The sequence below is a fragment of the Bradyrhizobium sp. AC87j1 genome, assembly GCF_002936975.1.
GTDB classification, from domain to species: Bacteria; Pseudomonadota; Alphaproteobacteria; order Rhizobiales; family Xanthobacteraceae; genus Bradyrhizobium; species Bradyrhizobium shewense.
The window spans coordinates 47,707-72,273 of record NZ_PTFE01000011.1 but is presented as its reverse complement, the minus strand read 5'-3'; the positions used below and the strand labels follow the sequence as shown (position 1 = coordinate 72,273).

28 protein-coding genes are annotated in these 24,567 nt (G+C 64.0%); 17 read left to right on the top strand and 11 right to left on the bottom strand.

The annotated features are described in order from the left end of the window. Positions 1 to 2: 2 nt before the first annotated feature. From CV770_RS09135 to CV770_RS09105, 8 genes are all read right to left on the bottom strand, one after another. Positions 3 to 1,472, bottom strand: coding sequence for a TadA family conjugal transfer-associated ATPase (locus tag CV770_RS09135; RefSeq protein ID WP_104462074.1), 1,470 nt, complete (start codon positions 1,470 to 1,472; stop codon positions 3 to 5). Between the two features lie 21 nt (positions 1,473 to 1,493). After that, entirely contained in the window at positions 1,494 to 2,762 is a 1,269-nt protein-coding gene (locus CV770_RS09130; protein WP_104462073.1) for a CpaE/TadZ family protein, read from the bottom strand. Continuing rightward, positions 2,759 to 3,493 carry a CpaD family pilus assembly protein gene (locus tag CV770_RS09125; RefSeq protein ID WP_091955940.1) on the bottom strand — a complete coding sequence of 245 codons (735 nt, stop codon included), beginning with the start codon at positions 3,491 to 3,493 and terminating at the stop codon, positions 2,759 to 2,761. Before CV770_RS09125 ends, CV770_RS09130 begins: the two co-directional genes overlap by 4 nt. 20 nt (positions 3,494 to 3,513) lie before the next feature. After that, on the bottom strand, positions 3,514 to 4,989 hold the full coding sequence (locus CV770_RS09120) for a type II and III secretion system protein family protein (protein ID WP_165637240.1): 1,476 nt from the start codon (positions 4,987 to 4,989) through the stop codon (positions 3,514 to 3,516). A gap of 11 nt (positions 4,990 to 5,000) precedes the next feature. Further along, on the bottom strand, positions 5,001 to 5,798 hold the full coding sequence (cpaB, locus tag CV770_RS09115) for a Flp pilus assembly protein CpaB (protein ID WP_201759768.1): 798 nt from the start codon (positions 5,796 to 5,798) through the stop codon (positions 5,001 to 5,003). Between the two features lie 128 nt (positions 5,799 to 5,926). Continuing rightward, positions 5,927 to 6,451 (bottom strand): A24 family peptidase, encoded by a 525-nt coding sequence (locus CV770_RS09110; protein ID WP_091955942.1) that lies wholly within the window; start codon positions 6,449 to 6,451, stop codon positions 5,927 to 5,929. A gap of 123 nt (positions 6,452 to 6,574) precedes the next feature. After that, a complete protein-coding gene (locus tag CV770_RS42520) occupies positions 6,575 to 6,715 on the bottom strand; it encodes a hypothetical protein (protein ID WP_201759774.1) in 141 nt (46 codons plus the stop codon). A 76-nt stretch (positions 6,716 to 6,791) separates the two neighbouring features. Further along, complete coding sequence (locus tag CV770_RS09105; protein WP_007599783.1) at positions 6,792 to 6,956, bottom strand: Flp family type IVb pilin; 165 nt, start codon at positions 6,954 to 6,956, stop codon at positions 6,792 to 6,794. 269 nt (positions 6,957 to 7,225) lie between these two features. On the opposite strand from CV770_RS09105, the gene CV770_RS09100 reads away from it, so the two are divergent. The 4 genes from CV770_RS09100 (at position 7,226) to CV770_RS09085 (ending at position 10,165) form a co-directional block, all read left to right on the top strand. Further along, positions 7,226 to 8,053 carry a sterol desaturase family protein gene (locus tag CV770_RS09100; RefSeq protein WP_091955943.1) on the top strand — a complete coding sequence of 276 codons (828 nt, stop codon included), beginning with the start codon at positions 7,226 to 7,228 and terminating at the stop codon, positions 8,051 to 8,053. Between the two features lie 150 nt (positions 8,054 to 8,203). Then, positions 8,204 to 8,704, top strand: coding sequence for a pilus assembly protein N-terminal domain-containing protein (locus tag CV770_RS09095; protein ID WP_091955944.1), 501 nt, complete (start codon positions 8,204 to 8,206; stop codon positions 8,702 to 8,704). 229 nt (positions 8,705 to 8,933) lie between these two features. After that, positions 8,934 to 9,515: a TadE/TadG family type IV pilus assembly protein gene (locus CV770_RS09090; protein ID WP_104462072.1), complete on the top strand. Its 582-nt coding sequence runs from the start codon at positions 8,934 to 8,936 to the stop codon at positions 9,513 to 9,515. Between the two features lie 23 nt (positions 9,516 to 9,538). After that, positions 9,539 to 10,165 (top strand): TadE/TadG family type IV pilus assembly protein, encoded by a 627-nt coding sequence (locus CV770_RS09085; RefSeq protein ID WP_201759767.1) that lies wholly within the window; start codon positions 9,539 to 9,541, stop codon positions 10,163 to 10,165. A gap of 102 nt (positions 10,166 to 10,267) precedes the next feature. Here the strand turns inward: CV770_RS09085 and CV770_RS09080 are convergent, their stop codons facing one another. The 3 genes from CV770_RS09080 to CV770_RS09070 all read right to left on the bottom strand — a co-directional run bounded on the left by CV770_RS09080 (position 10,268) and on the right by CV770_RS09070 (position 12,623). Next, positions 10,268 to 10,480 (bottom strand): cold-shock protein, encoded by a 213-nt coding sequence (locus CV770_RS09080; RefSeq protein ID WP_028142093.1) that lies wholly within the window; start codon positions 10,478 to 10,480, stop codon positions 10,268 to 10,270. A gap of 257 nt (positions 10,481 to 10,737) precedes the next feature. Next, the gene (infA, locus tag CV770_RS09075) at positions 10,738 to 11,025 is read right to left on the bottom strand and encodes a translation initiation factor IF-1 (protein ID WP_008131890.1); all 288 of its coding nucleotides are present in this window, start codon (positions 11,023 to 11,025) and stop codon (positions 10,738 to 10,740) included. A gap of 23 nt (positions 11,026 to 11,048) precedes the next feature. Beyond that, positions 11,049 to 12,623 (bottom strand): DEAD/DEAH box helicase, encoded by a 1,575-nt coding sequence (locus CV770_RS09070; RefSeq protein ID WP_091955947.1) that lies wholly within the window; start codon positions 12,621 to 12,623, stop codon positions 11,049 to 11,051. Positions 12,624 to 13,127: 504 nt separating this feature from the next. Between CV770_RS09070 and urtA the strand changes: the two genes are divergently transcribed. The 13 genes from urtA (at position 13,128) to CV770_RS09005 (ending at position 24,553) form a co-directional block, all read left to right on the top strand. Then, complete coding sequence (urtA, locus tag CV770_RS09065; protein WP_104462070.1) at positions 13,128 to 14,450, top strand: urea ABC transporter substrate-binding protein; 1,323 nt, start codon at positions 13,128 to 13,130, stop codon at positions 14,448 to 14,450. Positions 14,451 to 14,534: 84 nt separating this feature from the next. After that, positions 14,535 to 16,142: an urea ABC transporter permease subunit UrtB gene (gene urtB / locus CV770_RS09060; protein ID WP_104462069.1), complete on the top strand. Its 1,608-nt coding sequence runs from the start codon at positions 14,535 to 14,537 to the stop codon at positions 16,140 to 16,142. Continuing rightward, entirely contained in the window at positions 16,139 to 17,308 is a 1,170-nt protein-coding gene (urtC, locus tag CV770_RS09055; RefSeq protein WP_104462068.1) for an urea ABC transporter permease subunit UrtC, read from the top strand. The genes urtB and urtC overlap by 4 nt, the downstream gene beginning before the upstream one ends. 6 nt (positions 17,309 to 17,314) lie before the next feature. Then, complete coding sequence (gene urtD, locus CV770_RS09050; protein WP_091955950.1) at positions 17,315 to 18,076, top strand: urea ABC transporter ATP-binding protein UrtD; 762 nt, start codon at positions 17,315 to 17,317, stop codon at positions 18,074 to 18,076. 3 nt (positions 18,077 to 18,079) lie between these two features. Beyond that, the gene (urtE, locus tag CV770_RS09045) at positions 18,080 to 18,775 is read left to right on the top strand and encodes an urea ABC transporter ATP-binding subunit UrtE (RefSeq protein ID WP_018318770.1); all 696 of its coding nucleotides are present in this window, start codon (positions 18,080 to 18,082) and stop codon (positions 18,773 to 18,775) included. A 33-nt stretch (positions 18,776 to 18,808) separates the two neighbouring features. Continuing rightward, complete coding sequence (locus tag CV770_RS09040) at positions 18,809 to 19,639, top strand: urease accessory protein UreD (protein WP_104462067.1); 831 nt, start codon at positions 18,809 to 18,811, stop codon at positions 19,637 to 19,639. 37 nt (positions 19,640 to 19,676) lie between these two features. After that, positions 19,677 to 19,979: an urease subunit gamma gene (locus CV770_RS09035; RefSeq protein WP_007605424.1), complete on the top strand. Its 303-nt coding sequence runs from the start codon at positions 19,677 to 19,679 to the stop codon at positions 19,977 to 19,979. A gap of 112 nt (positions 19,980 to 20,091) precedes the next feature. Then, entirely contained in the window at positions 20,092 to 20,397 is a 306-nt protein-coding gene (locus CV770_RS09030; protein WP_026202067.1) for an urease subunit beta, read from the top strand. Positions 20,398 to 20,454: 57 nt separating this feature from the next. After that, positions 20,455 to 20,994: an HD domain-containing protein gene (locus tag CV770_RS09025; RefSeq protein ID WP_104462066.1), complete on the top strand. Its 540-nt coding sequence runs from the start codon at positions 20,455 to 20,457 to the stop codon at positions 20,992 to 20,994. Positions 20,995 to 21,028: 34 nt separating this feature from the next. After that, the gene (gene ureC, locus CV770_RS09020; protein ID WP_104462065.1) at positions 21,029 to 22,744 is read left to right on the top strand and encodes an urease subunit alpha; all 1,716 of its coding nucleotides are present in this window, start codon (positions 21,029 to 21,031) and stop codon (positions 22,742 to 22,744) included. A 141-nt stretch (positions 22,745 to 22,885) separates the two neighbouring features. Then, on the top strand, positions 22,886 to 23,185 hold the full coding sequence (locus tag CV770_RS09015) for a putative quinol monooxygenase (protein ID WP_018318764.1): 300 nt from the start codon (positions 22,886 to 22,888) through the stop codon (positions 23,183 to 23,185). Between the two features lie 14 nt (positions 23,186 to 23,199). Further along, the gene (locus CV770_RS09010; protein ID WP_104462064.1) at positions 23,200 to 23,844 is read left to right on the top strand and encodes an urease accessory protein UreE; all 645 of its coding nucleotides are present in this window, start codon (positions 23,200 to 23,202) and stop codon (positions 23,842 to 23,844) included. Beyond that, the gene (locus tag CV770_RS09005) at positions 23,825 to 24,553 is read left to right on the top strand and encodes an urease accessory protein UreF (RefSeq protein WP_104462063.1); all 729 of its coding nucleotides are present in this window, start codon (positions 23,825 to 23,827) and stop codon (positions 24,551 to 24,553) included. The genes CV770_RS09010 and CV770_RS09005 overlap by 20 nt, the downstream gene beginning before the upstream one ends. The last annotated feature ends 14 nt before the right edge of the window (positions 24,554 to 24,567 follow it).

Below are 24,567 nucleotides of genomic sequence, written 5' to 3'. Positions count from 1 at the left end.
GCTCACGTATTCGGCGCGACTTCCGCCGCGTCCAGCGCAGCGGCAAGGCGCTTCTCGTCGCCGTAATAGCGGGCGCGTTCCCAGAATTTCGGGCGGCCGATGCCGGTCGAGCGGTGCCGGCCGATGATCTTGCCGTTGGCGTCCTCGCCGACCATGTCGTAGAGGAAGATGTCCTGGGTGATGATGGTGTCGCCTTCCATGCCCATCACCTCGGTGATGTGGGTGATGCGGCGCGAGCCGTCGCGCAGGCGCGCAGCCTGGACGATGACGTCGATGGAGGCGCAGATCATCTCGCGGATGGTGCGTGAGGGCAGCGAGAAGCCTCCCATCGTGATCATGGATTCGCAGCGCGACAGGGCTTCGCGCGGGTTGTTGGCGTGCAGCGTGCCCATCGATCCGTCGTGGCCGGTGTTCATGGCCTGGAGCAGGTCGAACGCCTCGGGTCCACGAACCTCGCCGACGATGATGCGCTCGGGGCGCATACGCAGGCAGTTGCGCACCAGCTCGCGCATGGTGATCTGGCCCTCGCCCTCGATGTTGGGCGGTCGGGTTTCCAGCCGCACCACGTGAGGCTGCTGGAGCTGGAGCTCGGCGGCGTCCTCGCAGGTGATGACGCGCTCGTCATGCTCGATATAATTGGTCAGGCAGTTGAGCAGCGTGGTCTTGCCGGAGCCGGTGCCGCCGGAGATCAGCACGTTGCAGCGGACGCGGCCGATGATCTGGAGGATTTCAGCGCCCTCCGGCGAGATCGCGCCGAACTTGACCAGCTGATCGAGTGTCAGCTTGTCTTTCTTGAATTTGCGGATGGTGAGCGTGGGGCCGTCGATCGACAGCGGCGGCACGATGGCGTTGACGCGGGAGCCGTCGGCAAGGCGGGCGTCGCAGATCGGCGAGGATTCGTCGACGCGCCGGCCGACCTGGCTGACGATGCGCTGGCAGATGTTGAGGAGCTGCTGGTTGTCGCGGAAGCGAATTCCCGTGCGCTGGATCTTGCCGGCGACTTCGATGTAGACGGTGTTGGCGCCGTTGACCATGATGTCGGCGATGTCGTCGCGCGACAGCAGCGGCTCGAGCGGGCCGTAGCCGAGAACGTCGTTGCAGATGTCGTCGAGCAGTTCCTCCTGCTCGGCGATCGACATCACGATGTTCTTGATCGCGATGATCTCGTTGACGATGTCGCGGATTTCCTCGCGCGCGGACTCCGAATCGAGCTTGGCGAGCTGGGCGAGGTCGATCGCCTCGATCAGCGCGCCGAAGATGGTCGCCTTGACCTCGTAATAATTGTCCGACCGCCGGCTCTCCATGGCCGGAGGCGGCGGCGCCTTGGCAGGCGCAAGCGGCGGCGAGGCGACGGCCGGCGGAGGCGGGGCGCGCGACACCGTCGGCGCCGGAGCCTGGGCAGGCTCGGGCGACACGGTGCCGGGCTTGGGCGCCCGAAGGTCGGTGTCTGTTCCGCTACGCTTACCGAACACTTAACAACTCCATGCGGCGGCTTATTTTCCCCGCAACTTGTCAATCAGGGGTGAAAGCAGGGACGACTTTTGTTTCTTGGTCTCGCTGCGGCCGGTCAGGCGCTGGGCGATCTGAAGAAACATCTCGATCGACTTGTGGCTGGCGGAGATCTCCGCGATCATCTGGCCGTTGTTGGCGGCCGAGCCGAAGATCTGCGGCTCGAACGGGATCGAGACGATCGGCTGGCTCTCGATCGCCTTGGCGAACTCCGCGGCGGCGATTTCGGGGCGTTTCGGCACGCCGACCTGGTTCAGGCAGTAGAGCGGTGGCCGGTCGTTGGGGCGCGCGGCCTTCAACAGATCGAACAGGTTCTTGGTATTGCGCAAATTGGCGAGGTCGGGCGCGGCCACGATCAGGATGTCGTCCGCTCCGATCAGGGCGCGCTTGGTCCAGCCCGACCATTGATGCGGTATGTCGAGCACGATGCAGGGCATGGTGGAGCGCAGGGTGTCGAACACGGCGTCGAAGGCGTCGGTGCCGAAATCATAGACCCGGTCGAGCGTCGCCGGCGCCGCCAGCAGGCTGAGATGGTCGGTGCATTTCGACAGCAGACGGTCGATGAAGGCGGTGTCGACGCGATCGGGCGAGAACACGGCGTCGGCAATGCCCTGCGGCGGGTCCTGGTTGTAGTCGAGCCCCGCGGTGCCGAAGGCGAGGTCGAGATCGGCGACGACGGCGTCCATGGCGAGGTCGCGCGCGATCGCCCAGGCGACATTGTGGGAGATGGTGGAAGCCCCGACGCCGCCCTTGGCGCCGACCACGGCGATGATGCGGCCGACCGCCTTGGCTTCCGGCGCGGAGAACAGGTTGCAGATCGAGCGCACGACGTCGATCGCGCCGACCGGCGCGAGCACGTAGTCGCTGACACCGCGGCGCACCAGCTCACGGTAGAGTGTGACGTCGTTGATGCGGCCGATCACGACCACGCGGGTGCCGGCGTCGCAGACGGTGGCGAGCTGGTCGAGCCCGCCCAGCAGGTCGTTGCGTCCGTCGCTCTCGAGCACGATGACGTTCGGCGTCGGGGCCGAACGGTAGGCCTCGGTTGCAGCGGCCATGCCGCCCATCTGAATCTTCAGATGAGCCTTGCCGAGACGGCGGTCTTCGCCGGCCGCCTGGACCGCGGCGGCGGTTTCCACGGTCTCGCAGAAGGCCTGGACCGAGACGCGCGGCGCGGGCGCAATATGCTCCTCGGCCGGCGGAGGAGCAGCGTCCGGCTGCTCTTCGTGTGTCTGGCGAGCGTAGCTGATCATTTGCCGGTGTCGCTGAGTTTGGCCTTGTCGGCCTCAGGATAGGTGGTCGCCGTCGTGAGGCCCTTGCGATACTTCTCGAGAGCGGTGATGCGCCGCGCCGTGTAGGACGGAGTTTCAGGCCGCGGCTGCTCGAGGTCCGACGGATTGTCGACCATCGCCGCGAGGTTGCGCTGATAGGCGCAGCCGTAATTGTAGTAGTCCTTGTTCTCGAACCATCTCTTGTTCTTTATCGAAGGGCCGACGTCTTCCGGCCACAGGCCGCAGGGACCCGCGACCGCGGCGATCTTGGAATAAGTGAGCCGGATCGGCGGCAGGAAGCGCTTGTCTTCCGGCTGGTAGGGTCGAACGTTGACGCCGCGCGGCGGAACGCCTGCTCCCGCCAGCATCGCCTGGATTTCACGCATCGTGTCCGCGACCGGACGCGCATTGGGCGTGCCGGACGGCACGTCGATACGGATGGCGCCCGTGCCTTCGTGCAACCATGCCGATGCGACACCCATCACGTCCGCGCGCTGGGCGGCGGTCAATCCGCCGCGGGCATGGCCGACGAAGACGACGATCGAACGATTTTGCTCCTCGATCGCGATCGGATGGCGCTGCTTGTAGTCGTCGGGAATGGAGGCCGTGACGGCTTCGTCATGCTGGCACCCGCCGAGCGCGAGCGCCATGCCGACGAGCGCGCCACCGAGACGGATGGCGCGTTTGCGAAGCTGGGGTGGTCTTGTGATCATCGTGAAGTCCCCGTTCCGCCTCAGTCGGTGATGAAGCCGTAGGTGCCGCGGTAGTTCTTGGCCGGTTCGGTCCGGCCGGGCACGCCGTAGATGCGGTTGATATTGCCGAGCAGCTGGGCCTGTGGATCCGCAGGCGGGGCGAAGCCGTCATCCGGCCGCGACAGGTCCTTTGGCGCCACCGCGCGAACGACATAAGGCGTCACGATCACGACCAGCTCGGTCGCGTTGTTGACGAAGTCGCGGCTGCGGAACAGCGTGCCGAGGACCGGGAGCTGCATCAGTCCCGGCAATCCGCTGACTGCCTGCTTGGTCTGCTGCTGGATCAGTCCGGCCATCGCCATCGCGCCGCCGGAGGGAATTTCCAGCGAGGTCTCGGCACGGCGGGTCCTGATCGAGGGCACCGTCACCGAGTTCACCGACGTCGAGGTCACGGCCTGCGACAGCGTGATCGAATTCTCGTTCGACAGCTCCGAGACTTCGGTCATCACCCGCAGGCTGATCTTGCCTTCGCTCAGCACCACGGGGGTGAAGTTGAGCGAGATGCCGAACTTCTTGAAGCTGATCTGGGTGGTACAGACATGCGTGGTGGGATCGCACGCATAGCCCGCCGGCACCGGGAATTCGCCGCCGGCGATGAACGTTGCCGATTCACCGGAGATCGCGGTCAGGTTCGGTTCGGCCAGCGTGCGGATCACGCCAGCGGTTTCCATCGCGCGCAGGGTGGCCTGCACCGACGGCGCCGCGCCGAATTTCGTGGTCAGATTGTTGCCGTCCACGAGGTTGTGGCCGAGAGCGGTGAACGGATTCGAGTTGGAGAAGCTCACCACCGACGTGCCGTAGTTGAGGTTCGCGGTCAGGTCGATGCCGAGCTGCTTGACGATGTTGCGCTGGACTTCGGCCACCGTCACCTTGAGCATGACCTGGTCGCGGCCGCGGACCACGATCGAGTTCACCACCTTGTCGGCGCCGCCGGCCAGGCGCGCGGCGAGGTCGTTGGCCTGCTGCGCTTCCATCGGGTTCGCCGCCGTGCCGGTCAGGACGATGCCGTCACCGAGTCCGTCGATCTGGATGTCTGAATTCGGCAGGACCTGCTTCAGCGCCGCCCGCACGCCGTTGAGGTCGCGCTTGACCGCGATGTCATAGGCCGCGATCTGCTGGCCTGCAGAATCGAAGAACACGATGTTGGTCTGGCCGAGCGCGGCGCCGATGATGTAGGCGCGCTGCGCCGAGCGGACCACCGCATTGGCGATCTTGGGGTCAGCGACCAGCACATCCTTGATGTCGCGCGGAAGGTCGATCACCACGGACTTGCCGATGCCGAGCGAGAGGAAGCGGGCGTTCATCTGACCGTCGGCAGCGACCGGCGCGCCGGGGCGATAGTCGGCGGCGACCACGGGGGTCAGCACCGGGTTGAATGCCAGCGCGAACGCGGCCGAAAACGACAGGGCGCGGACCATGGAGGTTCGCATCGTCGCCAGATCTGCCCTGCATTTCATGTCGCCTGTCCTCATCGTGCTTTCGCCGTCGAGCTCGGGACGCCGTAGCGAATGATCGAGACGCCGTCGCGCTTCTGGGCGGATTCGTCGAGCGTGATCTCGCTCATCTTGACGTCGGCAATGCTGCGCAGCGCCAGCGAGAGCGTTCCGGCCTGACGGGCCGAGGAAAGCGCCTGGGTCTGTGCGGAAGTGAGTTCCAGGGTCACGGTCTTGCCGACCACGGAGTTCTGGCCGTCCTTCTCCTTCGGGGCCTGGTCGATGGCGAGGACGCGCACATTGACCAGGATGATCTCGGACGTGATGACGTCCTGGCCTCCGGCGGCCTGATCCGGGTTCTTGAGGCGGCGCGTGAGCAGGACGTCGACGCGGTCATTGGGCAGGATGAAGCCACCTGCGCCGGTCTCCGGCGAGATTTCGGTCGAGATGGCCCGCATGCCGCTGGGCAGGATGGCCGCCATGAATCCGGAGCCCTCGGCCTTGACCAGCTTCTGGTCGCGGATCGGCTCACCCTGAATGAACGGCGCTCGCGCGATCGAACCGGTCACCTGGGTCACGCCCTCGGGACGCTCGTTGCGGCGGATGAAGGTGGCGCTGGCGGTCGCGGCCGGCCAGGTTTGCCATTGCAAATCTTCCGGCTTCACGGTCTGGCCGAGACCGATGTCGTTCTTGGCCACGAGGACGTCGACGGTCGGAAGCTGCGCAACCGGGGCCGGAGGCGGCGCAGAATTGTCCGAGCCGCTCGCCAGGTACGCGGCGACACCGCCGGCGCAGATGGCGACCGCCAGGACGACAATGCGTGCCCTATTCATACGCTTCACTTTCCAACAAAACGCCGCGACGCTGACGCCGCCGTAATCGGCAGTTGACCAGCTATTCGTCAAAGCATGGTTAATGAGGCGTATCTAAATCGCGTTAACGCCGGGTTTACCCGGTGCGTTCAGCGCAGCGCGAGGTGAGCGAGATCAATCGCCTTCACCCATTCGGTCTCCGGGTAGACCATCAGCGCACTCAGTGCGAGCGCGATGCCGTAGGGGATGCCGCTCTCCTTGGCATGCAGCCGGGCGAGCCAGGCCTGGCCCGCCAGCCCGTAGGGCAGCGGCCATTGCCGGAACTGGAGCAGGAGCAGCGTCAGCGCCCCGCCGAACAGCGAGGCGTAGAGCAGGAAGTTCATCAGTTGTGCGAAGCCGAACCAGAGTGCGACGGAGGCCGCGACCTTGGCGTCGCCGCCGCCGACCCAACCCATCGCAAAGCAGGTGAAGGCGATGACCAAAAGAAGCGCGCCGGCGCTGACATGACTGAGCATCTCGTAAGGTGCCATGCCACCGGCGAGGGCAAGCGCGAAGAAGCCGGCGACCAGCGCCAGCGACACCCGGTTCGAGATCGTCATCGTGAAGAGATCGCTCGCGGCAGCAAACGCCATCAGGGCCGGGAAGAGCAGAAGGCGCGCAAGGTCGAGGATCATGGGCTGCGTCTTGAGGCCTGGGTTTGCCGCGGAAACTGGCGTCGGGCGATGCTAGCCGGCAGTGCTAAACAAACCGACAACGGCAGCAAGCGACCCATGCGGCTGAAGCCGCGGAACGCGTCATTACCAGAGGCTGGCAATGCGCACGCCGAGCGCAGCCGTCGCAAGCAGCAGCGCAAGGCAGACCCAATAGACCGGCGAGCCGGCCTGTGCCGCCGCCGTCTCGTTTGCCGCAATCGCGGCATCGGTTCTGTACTTACGCAACGCCACTGGAACTCGCCGTCTTCGGAAAAACAAAGGCCCCGGAGATCCGGGGCTTTTGCCGTCGTTCGTCGGTCGCTTACTTCAGCGAGCTGCTGATCGAGGTGAATTTGGCGTTCAGCGTGGTGCCGAGGTTGTTGACGACGGTGATGATGGCCAGCGCGATGCCGGCGGCGATCAGGCCGTATTCGATGGCGGTGGCGCCGGATTCATCCTTCGCGAAACGTGCAATCAAGTTCTTCATGAACATAACTCCATCTGGGGTGGGGATCGCCTCGTTCGGCGCCGTCTTTGACCCGATGACCATGAGAGCCGAGCTCTTTCGGTAGAGTTAATTCGATCGGGCAAACCCGCCTGCGGCGCGATGCTTTGGCCCAGAGTGAATTTCGTCTTAAGGCGGCGCCTGTAATTCGTTCCGGTTCCGGATGTACCGTCGGCGCGGCGCCGGCTTCACGCTCCCTTAAATTTAGCGGCGTAGGCGTAACTGAGCTGGAATTCGCAAGAGAGGCGACGATGTCGAGCCTGCCCATGCAAGTCGCCCTGATGCTCGGCGAGACCATCGTCAAGGTGATCCCCATCACCTTCGCGCTCGCTGCGGTCTTCACCGTGCTCGAACATTTCTGGGCCTGCAATGCCGGCGCGCCGTGGTGGCGCAAGCGCGAGATCGTCACCGACATCTGCTACTGGTTCTTCGTTCCGGTGTTCGCCCGCACCATGCGGATCGGACTTCTGGTCGTCGGCGCGAGCCTCGTCTTCAACATCCACGACGCCGACGAACTCATCGCCTTCTATGACAATGGCCACGGCCCGCTGTCGTTAATGCCGCTCTGGGTCCAGGCCGGATTGTTCCTGGTCCTGTCCGACTTCATGCTGTATTGGCTGCACCGGCTGTTCCACGGCGGTGGGTTCTGGAAGTACCACGCGGTCCATCACTCCTCGGAGGAGATAAGCTGGATTTCGGCGGCCCGCTTCCATCCCGTCAATCTCGTGCTCGGCACGATCGGCGTCGACGTCGTGCTGCTGATGGCCGGCATTTCCCCGAACGCGATGGTCTGGCTCTCCCCGTTCACGACCTTCCATTCGGCCTTCGTGCACGCCAACCTGAATTGGAGCTTCGGGCCGTTCAAATATTTGCTGGCGACGCCGGTGTTCCACCGCTGGCACCACACCTCGCTCGAGGAGGGCGGCGACACCAATTTTGCCGGCACGTTCCCGATCTGGGATGTTCTGTTCGGCACCTTCCGTATGCCCGAGGGTAAACTGCCGCAGGATTACGGCAAGGACGAAGCGACCATGCCGAAGGAGATCGCGGGCCAATTCGCCTATCCGTTCCGCCGCTAGCCTCGAAGGCGGGAAAACGCCAGTCTGTTCAAACAATAGTCGGCGAGTTTGCGGAACGTTCACGAATTAAGGGCAGGTTAGCCGGGTCGGGCACTGGCTCCGTTGTATCGAGTCGCTTCTGCCGGTTTGTGACGTCCCGGGGGTAAGAGTATGCGTAAAGAATTGCTGCGCCGTCGGGCGCGCGTTTGTCTTCTGGTTGCGGCCGCGGTGTTGGCATCGCCGGCCGCCGGCCTTGCCGACCCCACCGCCGACACCATCGCCGTCAATGTCGACCAGGCCAAGCTGGTGCGGCTGCCCGGCAAGGTGGCGACCATCGTGGTCGGCAATCCCCTGATCGCCGACGTCACGCTCCAGCCCGGCGGCATGATCGTCGTGACCGGCAAGGGCTATGGTGCCACCAATTTCATCGCGCTCGACCGGGCCGGCGAGATTCTGGTCGATCGCCAGATCCAGGTCGAAGGTCCGAGCGACCGGCTCGTCACCGTCTATCGCGGGATCGAGCGCGAATCCTACAGCTGCGTGCCGCTTTGCCAGCGTCGCGTGACGCTCGGCGACAGCGACACCTACTTCAACAACACGATGAGCCAGGCCGGCTCGCTGAGCGCCAGCGCCAGCGGTGGTGGTGGTGGCGGTCCGGCCAAGTCCAACTAGCAGCACCGATCGGCGGGTTTGCCCGGGCAGCATCCCGCCAGGCTCGCTTTGGGGATACGAGGCAGGGGCTCTGCGCGCCCGCCGCGCTTTCCGTGGGCTCGGGGCGCTGCTGGTTAACGCATTCTTAACGGCGCGGTCCGCCGGCTGCGGATCGCCTGAAACACTTAGACAATCAGTTTCCGCTATTGAACGGGACAGTTGATCGCCCGTTGCTGGGGAATTTGACGCGATGACATCGCCTGCACCTTCGAGATTCACACTCCGGAAAGCGCTGGGCCGATTTTGCGGCAACCGCCGCGGTTCCGCGGCCGTCGAATTCGCCCTGGTCGCACCGATGTTCTTCGGGCTGCTGTTCGCCATCATCGAAACGGCGCTCATGTTCTTCGCGAGCCAGGTGCTCGAGACCATCACGCAAAATTCCGCGCGCGCGATTCTGACCGGCCAGGCGCAAGCGCAGGGCGGTTCGGTGGCGGCCTGTCAGACCAAGCCCAACGTGGTCATGGCGTGCGACCAGACGACGTTCAAGGCCTATGTGTGCACGCAGATCCCGGCGCTGTTTGATTGCAGCAAGCTCTACGTCGACGTCGTGAGCACCAGCTCCTTCGGGTCGCTAAGCCTGACGAACTACGGCGATTCCTGCAATTTCACCCCCACCGGCATGCAGTACAGTGCCGGGACCTCCGGCCAGGTGGTCGTGGTGCGGCTGTTCTATCAGTGGCCGCTCATCGTCACCGGCCTCGGTTACAATATGGGGTGCAGCAACAAACGGCTGATGGTGGCGACCATGGCCTTCAAGAACGAACCCTTCTGAGACAGATGGATCCGAGCGGACCGATGCAGGCGATTGCGAATATCTGGCAGAATGCACGTTGTTCCGTGCGCGACTTCGTCGCCGACAAGCGCGCGCTCGCGGCGACGGAATTTGCGGTCATCGTCCCGCTGATGCTGGTGATGTTCTTCGGCACCGTCGAGTTCTCGTCGGCGGTGGCGATAGATCGCAAGGTCACATTGATCGCGCGGGCTCTGTCCGATTTGGCATCGCAGTCGGTCAAGCTCACCGATGCCGACATGAAGGATACGTTCACGGCGAGCATCTCGGTCATCATGCCCTACGACGCTACCCTGGTGAAAGGCACGGTCTCCCAGATCCAGATCGATGCCAACAGCATCGCCACGATCCAGTGGAGCAGGGCCGGCACCATTGCCAGCGGTGCGACGCAAGCGACGCTGGCGACCTCGGCCCGCAAGCCCGGCGACAAGGTCACCAGCATGATTCCTGCGTCGCTGTTGATTCCGTCGACCTACCTCATACTCAGCGAGGCGAGCTACACTTACACGCCTTCCGTAGGCTATGTGTTGAAGTCGAGCATACCCTTGGGCGATCTGTCCTACACCCGGCCGCGCCAGGTTGCCTGCGTTCCCTATCCCTATCCAGATAACAACAACCAATCGACGTGCTGACAACGGCGAGCAGGTGCTAAAAAGGAAAAAGGCCGTGCGTCGCGCACGGCCTTCTTGTTTTCTTTGGCTTGCGCGAGCCGATCGGGCTAAGCGCCCGGCGGCTCAGCCTTCGGAGCGGAGGTTGTCCGCTGCCGACTTGCCGGAACGGCGGTCGGCCACGATCTCGTAGGAAAGTTTCTGGCCTTCACGCAGCGTGCCGAGGCCCGCACGCTCCACAGCGCTGATGTGGACGAACACGTCCTGGCCGCCGTCGTCGGGCTGAATGAAGCCGAAGCCCTTGGTCGCGTTAAACCACTTCACGGTTCCCATGCTCACGGGGATAGTCCCTTCTCAGATAACACAATGTTAGAGCCTGCTTGCGCAGGCCGGTTAGATCGAATTTTTGGAAGGGTCGTCAGCGTGTCTGAACCGGCTGTACCGGTGGATGCTAATGTCGTCCGGCCGAAAATCGATAAATTCATTTTATCGGAATTGAGGCCTCAAAACAATCCGGCCATGCACGATTTTTTGATCCGCCGCGATGTCCGCGGCGGATCCACATAAGGGTCGGAATCTTAGTTCCGCTCAAGCGCCTAGCGACGGCGGAACTGGCCGCCGCGCTGGCCCGGGCGAGGCGGTCCACCCACCCCGCTGGGACGCTCGTCCTTGTGGCGGAAAATCAGCCGGCCCTTCTCGAGGTCATAGGGCGACATCTCCACCGTCACGCGGTCGCCTGCCAGCGTCTTGATGCGGTTCTTCTTCATCTTGCCGGCGGTATAGGCGACGATCTCGTGTCCGGCGTCGAGCTGCACGCGGTAGCGTGCGTCGGGGAGGATTTCGGTGACCAGTCCTTCGAACTGGATCAGCTCTTCCTTAGCCATGAATTTCTCCAGGTCGTGGACGGCTAGTGCGAATAGGGTTTGCGGTTCGGTTGGCCGTTCGGCCGACTCTCACGGCGCAAAAAGGCAACGCCTTGTATCCCATCAGCTGCCCCGGCGCTATGCGCGGAACGCTGTTCTGGACGACTGCCTGCAGAAGAAAGCGTCTTCCCGCCAGAGCGTGGACGACGAGACCCCTTTGAGCCCTTCGGGCCATTGCCGGGCCGCCCGTCAGCATGTCGCGCTTCGCCGCCATGTCGGCCTTCACCGGGGCGTCCATCGCCGTGCTTGCCGGCGCTATGGTGGCGTCCGTCGGAATGTCGTTCGTCGTTACGACGCCCGTCACCGTGGCGTCCCTCGCCATGCCTTGCGCCCTGCGGACGCTGGCCTGGGCGGCCTCCGCGGCCCTGTCGTTGCTGCGGCGCGGGAGGACCCGCATCGCGGCGGCCGGCGTCGGTGCGGAGATCTTCGCGCGGCAGTGCCACCTTGATCAGCCGTTCGATGTCGCGGAGATAGCTGAGTTCCTCGCCGCCTGCGACCAGCGAGATCGCGGTGCCGTCGGCGCCGGCGCGCGCGGTGCGGCCGATGCGGTGGACGTAGGTTTCCGGCACGTTGGGCAGGTCGAAATTGATGACGTGGCTGATGCCGTCGACGTCAATGCCGCGGGCGGCGATGTCGGTGGCGACCAGGGTGCGGATCTCGCCCGAGCGGAACTGGGCCAGCGTCCGTTCGCGATGGTTCTGCGACTTGTTGCCGTGGATGGCGCTGGCGGGGATGCCGGCCTTCTCGAGTGACTTCACCACCTTATCCGCGCCGTGCTTGGTGCGGGTGAAAACCAGGGCGCGGTTGACCGGCTCGTCCTTCAGAAGCTTGGTCAGGAAGGCGGGCTTGGCGGAGAAATCGACCTGGACGATGCGTTGATTGATGCGCTCGGCGGTCGAGGACACTGGGGTCACCGCGACGCGGGCGGGGTCCCGCAGCATCGCGTTCGCCAGCTCGGCGATGTCCTTCGGCATGGTGGCCGAGAAGAACAGCGTCTGCCGCTTGATCGGCAGCTTGGCGACGATTTTGCGGATGTCATTGATGAAGCCCATGTCGAGCATGCGGTCGGCCTCGTCGAGCACGAGGAATTCGACGCTCGAGAGCTTCAGCCCGTTGCTCTGCACGAGGTCGAGCAGGCGGCCGGGGGTGGCGACCAGCACTTCGACGCCCTGCATCAGGGAGCGGACCTGACGGCCCATCGGAACGCCGCCGATGGCGAGCGTCGAGGACAGGCGGATGTGGCGGCCATAGGCGTTGAAGCTGTCGAGGATCTGGCCGGACAGCTCGCGGGTCGGCGACAACACCAGGACGCGGGTCGTCTTGGGCTGTGGCTTGATACGGTGCTCGAGCAGGCGGTGCAGGATCGGCAGCGCGAAGGACGCGGTCTTACCGGTCCCGGTCTGGGCGATACCGACGACGTCGCGGCCGGTCAGCGCCGTGGGAATGGTCTGGGCCTGGATGGGGGTGGGGGTTACGTAATTCTCTTCTTGAAGAGCGCGCGCGATGGGTTCGGCGAGGCCGAAGTCCTGAAACGAAGTCAAAAGAGGGGTTCTTTCCATGTCAAAAGCGCAACGCCCGGCGCATTCAGCGCGGCGCACGCAAAAGGGTGTCGAGAAGACACCTGCGTGTTTGGGGTGTCGATGGCTTGGGAGATATGGGGCAAGCCAGAGGCCCGTAAGGGCTTAAGAACACGCGGCTCGCGACGACCGCTTGATTCGCAAGAGGTCTCGGCTGCTCATATGGAACATCGAGGGGGCGCTTTCAAGGCAATCTCGCCCAAAACGGCGATTGCAGTGCAAAAATAGTTATGCCGGAAATTTAGCCAGAATAGAGGTTTTGCTCATAAAGTAACCAGCCTGCCGCTTTGGCATACATTTGGATTGCTCAAGATTTGGGCTGGTTCCGGGGCGGGAAACTTTGATTTCTGGCAGTTTTGTCAGCAAAACCAATTGGTTGTCAGGTGCCCAGTCCATGGCATGGTTCTTGCGAATCCGTTAATCGCAGGCGGCCGTGGGGCCGTTTCGCAGCGTTTTTCACGTCTGCGTCAGGGAGATGAGACACTCATGTTTAACAAATCCACTCACGATATAGCGGCGTCATTTAGCCGCCGCGGCGTGCTCGCCGCGACCGCCGGACTGGTGCTCGGTCTGGCTTCATTGACTGGCGCCAAGGCCGCGGATGACACCATCAAGGTCGGCGTGCTGCACTCCCTGTCCGGCACCATGGCCATCAGCGAAACCACGCTGAAGGACACCATCCTTTTCCTGATCGACGAACAGAACAAGAAGGGCGGCGTTCTCGGCAAGAAGCTCGAGGCCGTTGTCGTCGACCCCGCGTCGAACTGGCCGCTGTTCGCCGAAAAGGCGCGCGAGCTGATCACCAAGGACAAGGTCTCGGTCGTGTTCGGTTGCTGGACCTCGGTGTCGCGCAAGTCGGTGCTGCCCGTCTTCAAGGAGCTGAACAACATCCTGTTCTACCCCGTGCAGTACGAGGGTGAGGAGAGCGAGCGCAACGTGTTCTACACGGGTGCGGCACCGAACCAGCAGGCAATCCCCGCCGTTGACTACCTGATGAAGGACGAGAAGGTGAAGCGCTGGGTGCTTGCAGGCACCGACTACGTCTATCCGCGCACCACCAACAAGATCCTGGAAGCCTATCTGAAGTCGAAGGGTGTTGCCCAGGAAGACATCATGATCAACTACACGCCGTTCGGTCACTCCGACTGGCAGACGATCGTGGCCGACATCAAGAAGTTCGGCTCGGCCGGCAAGAAGACCGCGGTGGTCTCGACCATCAACGGCGACGCCAACGTTCCCTTCTACAAGGAGCTCGGCAACCAGGGCATCAAGGCGAAGGACATCCCGGTCGTCGCGTTCTCGGTGGGTGAAGAAGAGCTCGCCGGCATCGACACCAAGCCGCTGGTCGGCCATCTTGCCGCCTGGAACTACTTCCAGTCGATCAAGTCGCCGGAGAACGAGAAGTTCATCAAGGCATGGCAGGCCTACACCAAGAACCCGAAGCGCGTGACCAACGATCCGATGGAAGCGCACGTGATCGGCTTCGACATGTGGGTCAAGGCGGTCGAGAAGGTGAAGTCGACTGATCCGGACAAGGTGATCGACGCTCTCCCGGGCATCGAAGCCAAGAACCTGACCGGCGGCGTGTCGAAGATGCTGCCGAACCACCACATCACCAAGCCGGTGTTCATCGGCGAGATCAAGGGCAACGGCCAGTTCGACGTGGTCTGGAAGACCCCGGGTCTCGTCGCGGGCGATGCCTGGTCGAAGGAGCTCGACGGCTCCAAGGACCTGGTCGGCGACTGGGTCGGCAAGAAGTGCGGCAACTTCAACACCAAGACCAACAAGTGCCTCGGTTCGGGCTCCTGATCCGGATCTGACACGCCACAGCACGCCCGGAGAAGGCGGCGATCCCGCCGCCTTCTCCACTCATTTCTGCCGGGGTCATTCACAGTGCCAGCCCATTTGTCCGCGCGCCTCTGCTCGCTTGCGCTCTCGTTGTTCCTGATCGCGTTCGCGCTGCCGGCCCTCGCCGGTCCGTTCGAGGATGCGGTCGCCAAATTCGCCAACGATGATTATTCCGATACGGACGAGGCGATCGGTGTGGTCGCAAGCAGCGGCAATCCGCTGGCTTTCCCCATCATCAGTGCGCTTCAGGACGGCCGCCTGATGGCCGACCTCGACAGCAAGAAGGTTTACGTCACCGGCACCGACGGCAAGTCGATCGATGCCGCGACCGGCCAGGCGGTGGCCAGCGTTCCCGACAGCGCGAGTGCGGTCCGCCTCAACAACCGCCTGCGCCGCAGCGTCGACGCCGCGCTGGGCAGCCTGACGCTTCAGTCGCCGGACGTCGGGACGCGGCTCCAGGCGGCGCAATCCGTCTTCAAGTCGCATGAGGAGACCGCGCTCGAGGCGGTCGACGGTGCGCTCGCCAAGGAAACCAACAGATCCGTCAAGGCTGCGCTCGGCGACGCCCGCGCGGCCATCCTGCTGTTCAAGTCGGACGCCACCGAAGTCGAGAAGCTGGAGGCGGTGGCCACCCTCAAGGGGCGCGGCGATCAGGAGGCGCTGGCCCTGCTCACGGGCATGGGCGACCAGCCTGCGTCAGTTACCAAGGCCGCCGCGAGCGCGATCGGCTCGATCCAGAACTCGCTCGCGGTCTGGTCCATGGTGCAGAACGCCTGGTACGGCCTCTCGCTCGGCTCGGTGCTGCTGCTCGCCGCGATCGGGCTCGCCATCACCTTTGGCGTGATGGGCGTGATCAACATGGCGCATGGCGAGATGGTGATGATCGGGGCCTACACCACCTTCGTGGTGCAGGAGGTGATCCGCACCCGCTATCCCGGCCTGTTCGACTATTCGCTGCTGATCGCCGTGCCGCTGGCCTTTGTCGTCGCCGGCGCGATCGGCGTGCTGATCGAGCGCAGCATCATCCGCTTCCTCTACGGGCGTCCGCTGGAGACGCTGCTCGCGACCTGGGGCCTGTCGCTGGTGCTGCAGCAGGCCGTGCGCACCATGTTCGGCCCGACCAACCGCGAGGTCGGCAATCCCTCCTGGATGAGCGGCGCCTTCGAGCTCGGCCAGATCACCATCACCTATAACCGGCTCTGGATCCTCGTGTTCACGCTCGCCGTGTTCGCGATCCTGCTCGCGATGCTGCGCTACACCGCGCTGGGCCTCGAGATGCGCGCGGTGACGCAGAACCGCCGCATGGCGGCCTCGATGGGCATCGCCACCTCGCGCGTCGACGCGCTGACCTTCGGGCTCGGCTCCGGCATTGCCGGCATCGCCGGCGTGGCGCTGTCGCAGATCGACAATGTCAGCCCCAATCTCGGCCAGAGCTACATCATCGACAGCTTCATGGTCGTGGTGTTCGGCGGTGTCGGCAATCTCTGGGGCACGCTGGTCGGCGCCTTCACGCTCGGCATCGCCAACAAGTTCCTGGAGCCGGTCGCCGGCGCCGTGCTCGGCAAGATCGCCATCCTGGTTCTCATCATCCTGTTCATTCAAAAGCGCCCGCGCGGCCTGTTCGCGCTCAAGGGCCGTGCGGTGGAAGCATGACCCCTCACATGCTGACGCGATCGCTGGACCGCAGCGCGACGATCTTCCTTGCCGTCGTCGCGGCCTGCGGCATCCTCATCCCGCTCTCCAATTTGCTGCTGCCCGCGGGCTCGTTCCTGCAGGTGCCGACCTATCTGGTCGCGCTCTGGGGCAAATATGTCTGCTACGCGATCCTCGCGCTTTCGATCGATTTGATCTGGGGCTATTGCGGCATTCTCTCGCTAGGCCACGGCGCCTTCTTCGCGCTTGGCGGCTACGCGATGGGGATGTACCTGATGCGGCAGATCGGCACCCGCGGCGTCTACGGCAATCCGATCCTGCCCGACTTCATGGTGTTCCTGAACTATTCGAAGCTGCCCTGGACCTGGTACGGCTTCGACATGTTCTGGTTCGCGGCGCTGATGGTGCTGCTCGTGCCCGGCCTGCTGGCCTTCTGCTTCGGGTGGCTCGCGTTCCGCTCCCGTGTGACCGGCGTGTATCTGTCGATCATCACGCAGGCGATGACCTATGCGCTGCTGCTCGCCTTCTTCCGCAACGACTTCGGTTTTGGCGGCAACAACGGCCTGACCGACTTCAAGGACATTCTCGGCTTCAACGTGCAGGCGGAGGGCACCCGCGCCGCGCTGTTCGCGCTGAGCTGTCTGGCACTGATCGCAGGCTTCCTGATCTGCCGCGCTATCGTCTCCTCCAAGCTCGGCAAGGTGCTGGTTGCGGTGCGTGATGCGGAGTCGCGCACGCGCTTCCTCGGCTACCGCGTCGAATCCTACAAGCTGTTCGTGTTCACGGTGTCGGCCTGCATGGCCGGCGTCGCCGGCGCGCTTTACGTGCCGCAGGTCGGCATCATCAATCCCTCCGAATTCGCGCCCGGCAATTCGATCGAGGCGGTGATCTGGGTCGCGGTCGGCGGCCGCGGCACGCTGGTCGGCGCCGCGCTCGGCGCCGTCGTCGTCAACTACGCCAAGACGTTTTTCACCTCGGGCATGCTCGCGCCGTACTGGCTGTTCATGCTGGGCGCATTGTTCATCCTGGTGACGCTGCTGCTGCCGAAGGGCATTGTCGGCACTTTCAACGCCTGGTGGGATCAGTCGAAGGAAAAGCGCAGCGCCGCGGCCATGGCGAGCGCCGCGGCCGAGGACGGCGTCACCGAACCCAAGATGGCGGAGTAAGCGCAAATGAACGTCATGGACAACCGCGCAACCTCCGCAATGCTCTATCTCGACGGCGTGCACGTCTCGTTCGACGGCTTCCACGCCATCAACAATCTGTCACTGACACTCGAGCCCGGCGAGATGCGCGCCATCATTGGTCCGAACGGTGCCGGCAAGACCACGATGATGGACATCATCACCGGCAAGACCAAGCCCGACGAGGGCACGGTTCTGTTCGACGGCGTCACCGATTTGACGCGGCTGGACGAAACCCGCATCGCCGAGCTCGGCATCGGCCGCAAGTTCCAGAAACCGACCGTGTTCGAGAGCCAGAGCGTGCAGGACAACCTCCTGCTCGCGCTCAATGTCGACCATAGCGTCAAGGGCACGTTGTTCTGGCGCGGCAGCAAGGCGGAGTCCGAGCGCATCGACAAGGTGCTGGAGACGATCCGTCTCACCGAGGCCCGTAACCGCCTTGCCGGCAGCCTCAGCCACGGCCAGAAGCAATGGCTGGAGATCGGCATGCTGCTGGCGCAGGACCCAAAACTCCTCCTCGTCGACGAGCCCGTCGCGGGGATGACCGATGTCGAGACGCATCTGACCGCCGAGCTGCTGAAAGAGATCAACAAGACCCACACCGTGATGGTGGTCGAGCACGATATGACCTTCGTGCGCGAGCTCGGCGTCAAGGTCACCTGTCTGCATGAAGGCACCGTGCTTGCCGAAGGAACCATCGACCAGGTCTCGTCCAACGAGCGGGTCATCGAAGTCTATCTGGGACGCTGAGCGATGCTTGAGGTCAAGGATATCAATCTATTCTACGGCGCGGCGCAGGCGCTGCGCGGCGTCTCGATCTCGGCCGAGCCGGGCAAGGTGACCTGCGTGCTCGGGCGCAACGGCGTCGGCAAGACCTCGCTCTTGCGCGCCATGGTCGGGCAATATCCGATTTCGTCGGGCGCGATCGTGCTCGACGGCAGCGACATCACCGGCCTCAAGCCCTATGAGCGGGCGCGCAAGGGCATCGGCTTTGTGCCACAGGGCCGCGAGATCTTCCCGCTGCTCACGGTCGAGGAGAACCTCAAGACCGGCTTCGGTCCGCTCAAGCGCGAGGACAAGCACATTCCGGACGACGTGTTCTCGCTGTTTCCGGTGCTGCAATCCATGCTCGGCCGGCGCGGTGGCGATCTCTCCGGCGGCCAGCAGCAGCAACTCGCGATCGGTCGCGCGCTGGTGATGCGGCCGAAATTGCTGCTCCTCGACGAACCGACCGAGGGCATCCAGCCCTCGATCATCAAGGACATCGGCCGCGCCATCTCCTATTTGCGCAACCTCGGCAACATCGCCATCGTGCTGGTCGAACAATATCTCGACTTTGCCTGCGAACTCGGCGACAGTTTTGCCGTGATGGATCGCGGCGCGGTGAAATTCACCTGCGATCGCGCCAATTTGGACGCGAGCGAGATCAGCCGCCAGATGGCGCTGTAAGCCGTTCTGCCGCGACCGGCTGGGGGGAGGCGGATGCGCAGCGACGTTTCGGTCACGTCAGGGGTTTTCGAGGCGAACCGTGCCCGCGGCGCGGTGCGCTTCGACGTCCATGCGCGTGACGGCGTGACGCGGCGCGGCGTCTTGCATGAATCCGGCTCGCTGCGCGTGCGTTTTCCTTCGCCGGAAGGCGAGGGGCTCTCCGGCGTGTTCGTCAACACGGCAGGCGGCGTTGCCGGTGGCGACAGTTTCGAGATCGACATCGCGGCGGGCCAAGGCTCGCGCCTGACGCTGACGACCGCCGCCGCCGAAAAGGTCTATCGGGCGCCCGGAGCCGCGGCGCAGCTCAGCATCGCCTTGAACGTCGCTGCAGGCGCGCATCTTTCCTGGTTGCCGCAAGAGACGATCCTGTTCGACCGCGCCCGGGTCCACCGCCGCTTCGATATCGAGCTTGATGATGCCGCCTCGCTCCTGCTCTGCGAGATCGTGGTATTCGGCCGCGCTGCCATGGGCGAGCGGATGGAGCAGGGCGAGTTCGTCGACCGCTGGCGGCTGCGGCGTGGTGGCAGGCTGGTGTTTGCCGAGACCATCAGGCTCGACGGCAATATCGGCGCAAAGCTTGAGCGATCCGCCGTCGCCAAGGGCGGTGCCGCGATCGGCACGGCGCTGATCGTGCCCGGTGACGAGGCTCTGATCGAGCGCATTCGCGAGGCCTCGGACTCATTCTCCGGCGAGGTCGGGATCTCGGCGTGGAATGGCTTTGCAATGGCCCGGTTCTGTGCCCAAGATGCGGCGCGGTTGCGGGCCGACATGATGGCCGTGCTGGCGCGCACTGGAACGGCCCTGCCGCGACTCTGGCTGAACTGACCGGCCGAATTGACGTGTTGAACGGAAGAGATTCTTCATGAACCTGTCTCCCCGCGAAAAGGACAAGCTTCTGATCTCGATGGCGGCCATCGTGGCCCGCCGTCGGCTGGACCGCGGCGTCAAGCTCAACCATCCCGAAGCGATCGCGATCATCTCCGACTTCATCCTCGAAGGCGCACGCGATGGCCGCACCGTCGCCGAGCTGATGCAATCCGGCGCGCAGGTCCTCACCCGCGACCAGGTGATGCCGGGCATTCCCGAGATGATCCACGACATCCAGGTCGAGGCGACCTTTCCGGACGGGACCAAGCTCGTCACCGTCCACGAGCCGATCAGGTAATTCGAATTCGTCATTCCGGGGCGCCCGCAGGGCGAACCCGGAATCCAGAGGTTTTGGTTTCGACATTCCGGCCTTCTCGCTGCGCGAGCCCCGGAATGACGAGGAGGATAGAATGATCCCCGGTGAACTCTTCATCCAGGACGGCGAGATCGAGCTCAATGCCGGCCGCAAGACCGTCACGCTGACGGTCGCCAACACCGGCGACCGCCCGATCCAGGTCGGCTCGCACTACCATTTCTTCGAGACCAACCCCGCGCTGAAATTCGACCGCAAGAAAGCCCGCGGTATGCGCCTCGACATTGCCGCCGGCACCGCCGTCCGCTTCGAACCCGGCCAGACCCGCGACGTGCAACTCGTCGCCATGGCGGGCAAGAAGACGATTTACGGTTTTCGTGGCGACGTGATGGGGAAGCTGTGATCTCAGCAGGAACGAGCGCGGCGCGGCACGGTTGAGGCGGAAACGGAGATCTTTGCCATGCTGTCGCCCGTCCGCCTCGTCTCAGAAGCCGCCGAACTCGCTGCGCACCGTCACAATGGCATGGCGCGCAAGGGGCGGGGGAGCGAGCCTTACGTCAATCATCTTGCCGAGGTCGCGAACCTGCTGGCGACCGCGACCGACGGCGCCGATGCCGAACTGGTCGCGGCCGGCTGGCTGCATGACACCATCGAGGACACCGACACCACGCGCGAGGAGCTGGCGCAGAAATTCTCGGAGCGTGTTGCCTCCCTCGTCGTCGAATGCACCGACGACATGAGCCGTCCCAAGGCAGAGCGGCGGCGTCTGCAGATTGTCGATGCGCCGAAGAAATCTGCTGGCGCGAAGCTGATCAAGATCGCCGACAAGATCAGCAACATCGGCGCGCGTATTCAGACCGATCCGAGTGCGGACGAGCGCGACGATCTCGCTGATTACGTTGGATGGGCCACGCAGGTCGCTGCCGGTTGCCGCGGCGGCAATCCGTGGCTCGACGAGAAATTCGATGATGCCGTGAAAGCAGCGAGGGCTTTGCTGTGAGTCACCAAACATTCAAACGCAAACGGGGCTTGTGATGTCCGTCAAAATAAAGCGTTCCGTCTATGCCGACATGTTCGGCCCGACCACCGGCGACAGGGTGCGGCTGGCCGACACCGACCTCATCATCGAGGTCGAGAAGGATTTCACCACCTACGGCGAGGAGGTGAAGTTCGGCGGCGGCAAGGTGATCCGCGACGGCATGGGGCAGTCGCAGGTCACCAACAAGCAGGGCGCGGCCGACACCGTCATCACCAATGCGCTGATCGTCGATCACTGGGGCATCGTGAAGGCTGACGTTGCCATCAAGGACGGCATGATCGCCGGCATCGGCAAGGCCGGCAATCCCGACATCCAGCCGGGCGTCACCATCATCATCGGTCCGGGCACGGATGTGATCGCGGGTGAGGGCAAGATCCTCACCGCCGGCGGCTTCGACAGCCACATCCATTTCATTTGCCCGCAGCAGATCGAGCACGCGCTGATGTCTGGCGTCACCTCGATGCTGGGCGGTGGCACCGGCCCGTCGCATGGCACCTTCGCCACCACCTGCACGCCGGGTCCCTGGCACATGGGGCGGATGATTCAGTCGTTCGATGCCTTCCCGGTCAATCTCGGCATCTCCGGCAAGGGCAACGCCTCGCGGCCTGCTGCCCTGGTCGAGATGATCAAGGCCGGCGCCTGCGCGCTGAAGCTGCACGAGGACTGGGGCACCACGCCTGCGGCGATCGACAACTGCCTGTCGGTTGCCGATGCTCACGACATCCAGGTGATGATCCATACCGACACGCTGAACGAATCCGGCTTCGTCGAGGACACGATCAAGGCGTTCAAGGGCCGCACCATCCACGCCTTCCACACCGAGGGCGCCGGCGGTGGTCACGCCCCAGATATCATCAAGGTCGCAGGGCTCAAGAACGTACTGCCGTCCTCGACCAACCCGACCCGGCCGTTCACGCGCAACACCATCGACGAGCATCTGGACATGCTGATGGTGTGCCACCACCTCGATCCCTCGATCGCGGAAGATCTGGCGTTCGCGGAAAGCCGTATCCGCAAGGAGACCATCGCGGCCGAAGACATCCTGCACGATCTCGGCGCACTCTCGATGATGTCGTCTGACTCGCAGGCCATGGGCCGTCTCGGCGAGGTCATCATCCGGACCTGGCAGACTGCCGACAAGATGAAGAAGCAGCGCGGGTCACTGCCGCAGGACAAAGGCAAGGACAACGACAATTTTCGCGTCAAGCGCTACATCGCCAAATACACCATCAATCCCGCGATCGCGCACGGCGTGTCGAAACTGATCGGGTCGGTCGAGAAGGGCAAGCTCGCCGATCTCGTGCTGTGGTCGCCCGCCTTCTTCGGCGTCAAGCCGGACTGCATCGTCAAGGGCGGCAGCATCGTCGGAGCTCCGATGGGCGATCCCAACGCCTCGATCCCGACGCCGCAGCCGGTGCATTACCAGCCGATGTTCGGCGCCTTTGGCAAGGCGCGCATGGCATCGTCCGTGGTGTTCACCTCGAAGGCCGCGATCACCGGCGGTCTCGCGCGAAAACTCGGCATCGAGAAGAAGCTCTATGCCGTGCAGAACACCCGCGGCAAGATCTCGAAAAAGAGCATGATCCACAACGACGCCACGCCCAATATCGAGGTCGATCCAGAGACCTATGAGGTCCGCGCCGACGGCGAATTGCTCACTTGCGCGCCCGCCGAGGTGCTGCCCATGGCGCAGCGATATTTCATGTACTGAAATAGCGCCCCAACGCATGTCCCCGGGATTATGTCCAGAGGGCATGTCCGGGGATGGCTTTTACGGTTTTGCGTTCGATCCCGCCTGGTCTAATGTCCCGCCCGGTATCTAACCTTAGAAGAAAAGCCGGGAGGATTTCTCGTGATCTACGTCGTTGCCACCTTGACCATCAAGCCCGAGACGCGCGCCGAATTCATTGCAGCCGCCACCGCCTGCATCAAGGAGACGCGGAAAGAGCCCGGCAATATCGCCTATGATCTGCATGAAAGCGTCACCGATCCTGCCAAGATGGTGTTCGTCGAGCAGTGGGAGAACGCCGAGGCGCTGGTGCCACATCGTGGCATGGAGCACATGAAGACGTTCGGGCGCGTGGCGGTCAAGTGCTTCACGGCACCGCCGAAGATCGAAGTGATCACGCCCGAGAAGGTCGAGACAAGGTAACGGGGTAAAAGCGCATGATCCGGGCGACGCAGGTCAGGGGACAGCACCGCTTCGCGGAAGCGCCGGCGGATACGGTGGTGCTCGATTTCGACGATCGGCACCGCCGCCGCATGGCGATGACGGGAACGCGGGGGCTCGAATTCCTGCTCGACCTGGAGCAGGCCGTCGCGCTGCGCGGCGGCGATGCGCTGGTGCTGGAGGACGGCCGGCTCATCGAAGTGGTCGCGGCGCCCGAGCCGCTGCTGGAAATCCGCGGCCGCGATCCGCATCACCTCATTCGCGTCGGCTGGCACCTCGGCAACCGTCATCTGCCGACGCAGATCATGGCCAAAGCCTTGCGCATCCGCCGCGATCACGTCATCGAGGCGATGGTGAAGGGTCTCGGCGCGCGCGTGATCGAGATCGAGGCGCCGTTCGATCCCGAAGGCGGCGCCTATGCCGATGCCGGCCACGCGCATGGGCACGACGATCATGCGCATCATGATCACGGGCATCATCATGACCATGGTCACGATCACCATGGCCATGATCATCACGCTCATGACCACCACCACCATGATCATGCCGCGCATGATCATGGGCACGATCATCACCACGACGAGCATTGCGACCATCCCGACCATCACCACGGCCACAAGCATGCTCATGACCACAAGTGAGCCGGTCGCGGCCTGCGACCTCGCCGAGGGCGAGGCGGCGGCGCTGTACCGGCTGATGACCTGGCTGTCGCCGGCATTCCCGGTCGGCGGCTTCTCCTATTCCAGCGGCATCGAATGGGCGGTCGAGGCGGGCGACATCGTCGATACGGCCACGCTGGCCGACTGGCTCGACGCAATGCTAGGCGACGGCTCCGGCTTTTGCGACGCGACGTTTCTCGTGCATGCCTATCGTGCTGCAGAGATGGGCGAAGATGCGACCTTGAGCGATATCGCCGAGCTCGCTGCGGCCATGGTGCCGTCGCGCGAGCGGCAGCTGGAGACGACCTCGCAGGGCCGCGCCTTTATCGACATCGCACGCGCTGCCTGGGATGTAGACGGCCTGGATGCCATGGTTGCGGCTTGCCGCACGCCACTGGTCTATCCCGTCGCGGTCGGCGTGGTCGCCGCCAAGCACGGCGTGGCGCTGGCGCCGACGCTGCACGCGTTCCTGCATGCGTTGGTATCGAACTGGATTTCGGCCGCCAGCCGGCTCATTCCGCTCGGCCAGACTGACAGCCAGCGCGTGTTGGTGAGGCTGGAAGCGGCCGTCGCCGCCACCGCCTATCGTGCGCTGAATGCGATACTGGAAGATCTCGGCAGCGCGACCTTCCGCGCCGATCTCGCCAGCCTGCGGCACGAGACGCAATATACCCGGCTGTTCCGGTCGTGAGCGGTGCGGCCTTT

Excerpts from the sequence above, each read along its gene's own strand:
- CV770_RS09130 (WP_104462073.1), bottom strand. The coding sequence starts at position 2,762 with ATGATCAGCTACGCTCGCCAGACACACGAAGAGCAGCCGGACGCTGCT.
- CV770_RS09125 (WP_091955940.1), bottom strand. The coding sequence starts at position 3,493 with ATGATCACAAGACCACCCCAGCTTCGCAAACGCGCCATCCGTCTCGGT.
- CV770_RS09120 (WP_165637240.1), bottom strand. The coding sequence starts at position 4,989 with ATGAAATGCAGGGCAGATCTGGCGACGATGCGAACCTCCATGGTCCGC.
- cpaB (WP_201759768.1), bottom strand. The coding sequence starts at position 5,798 with ATGAATAGGGCACGCATTGTCGTCCTGGCGGTCGCCATCTGCGCCGGC.
- CV770_RS09110 (WP_091955942.1), bottom strand. The coding sequence starts at position 6,451 with ATGATCCTCGACCTTGCGCGCCTTCTGCTCTTCCCGGCCCTGATGGCG.
- CV770_RS09105 (WP_007599783.1), bottom strand. The coding sequence starts at position 6,956 with ATGAAGAACTTGATTGCACGTTTCGCGAAGGATGAATCCGGCGCCACC.
- CV770_RS09100 (WP_091955943.1), top strand. The coding sequence starts at position 7,226 with ATGTCGAGCCTGCCCATGCAAGTCGCCCTGATGCTCGGCGAGACCATC.
- CV770_RS09095 (WP_091955944.1), top strand. The coding sequence starts at position 8,204 with ATGCGTAAAGAATTGCTGCGCCGTCGGGCGCGCGTTTGTCTTCTGGTT.
- CV770_RS09090 (WP_104462072.1), top strand. The coding sequence starts at position 8,934 with ATGACATCGCCTGCACCTTCGAGATTCACACTCCGGAAAGCGCTGGGC.
- CV770_RS09085 (WP_201759767.1), top strand. The coding sequence starts at position 9,539 with ATGCAGGCGATTGCGAATATCTGGCAGAATGCACGTTGTTCCGTGCGC.
- infA (WP_008131890.1), bottom strand. The coding sequence starts at position 11,025 with ATGGCTAAGGAAGAGCTGATCCAGTTCGAAGGACTGGTCACCGAAATC.
- CV770_RS09070 (WP_091955947.1), bottom strand. The coding sequence starts at position 12,623 with ATGGAAAGAACCCCTCTTTTGACTTCGTTTCAGGACTTCGGCCTCGCC.
- urtA (WP_104462070.1), top strand. The coding sequence starts at position 13,128 with ATGTTTAACAAATCCACTCACGATATAGCGGCGTCATTTAGCCGCCGC.
- urtC (WP_104462068.1), top strand. The coding sequence starts at position 16,139 with ATGACCCCTCACATGCTGACGCGATCGCTGGACCGCAGCGCGACGATC.
- urtD (WP_091955950.1), top strand. The coding sequence starts at position 17,315 with ATGAACGTCATGGACAACCGCGCAACCTCCGCAATGCTCTATCTCGAC.
- urtE (WP_018318770.1), top strand. The coding sequence starts at position 18,080 with ATGCTTGAGGTCAAGGATATCAATCTATTCTACGGCGCGGCGCAGGCG.
- CV770_RS09040 (WP_104462067.1), top strand. The coding sequence starts at position 18,809 with ATGCGCAGCGACGTTTCGGTCACGTCAGGGGTTTTCGAGGCGAACCGT.
- CV770_RS09035 (WP_007605424.1), top strand. The coding sequence starts at position 19,677 with ATGAACCTGTCTCCCCGCGAAAAGGACAAGCTTCTGATCTCGATGGCG.
- CV770_RS09030 (WP_026202067.1), top strand. The coding sequence starts at position 20,092 with ATGATCCCCGGTGAACTCTTCATCCAGGACGGCGAGATCGAGCTCAAT.
- CV770_RS09025 (WP_104462066.1), top strand. The coding sequence starts at position 20,455 with ATGCTGTCGCCCGTCCGCCTCGTCTCAGAAGCCGCCGAACTCGCTGCG.
- ureC (WP_104462065.1), top strand. The coding sequence starts at position 21,029 with ATGTCCGTCAAAATAAAGCGTTCCGTCTATGCCGACATGTTCGGCCCG.
- CV770_RS09010 (WP_104462064.1), top strand. The coding sequence starts at position 23,200 with ATGATCCGGGCGACGCAGGTCAGGGGACAGCACCGCTTCGCGGAAGCG.
- CV770_RS09005 (WP_104462063.1), top strand. The coding sequence starts at position 23,825 with ATGCTCATGACCACAAGTGAGCCGGTCGCGGCCTGCGACCTCGCCGAG.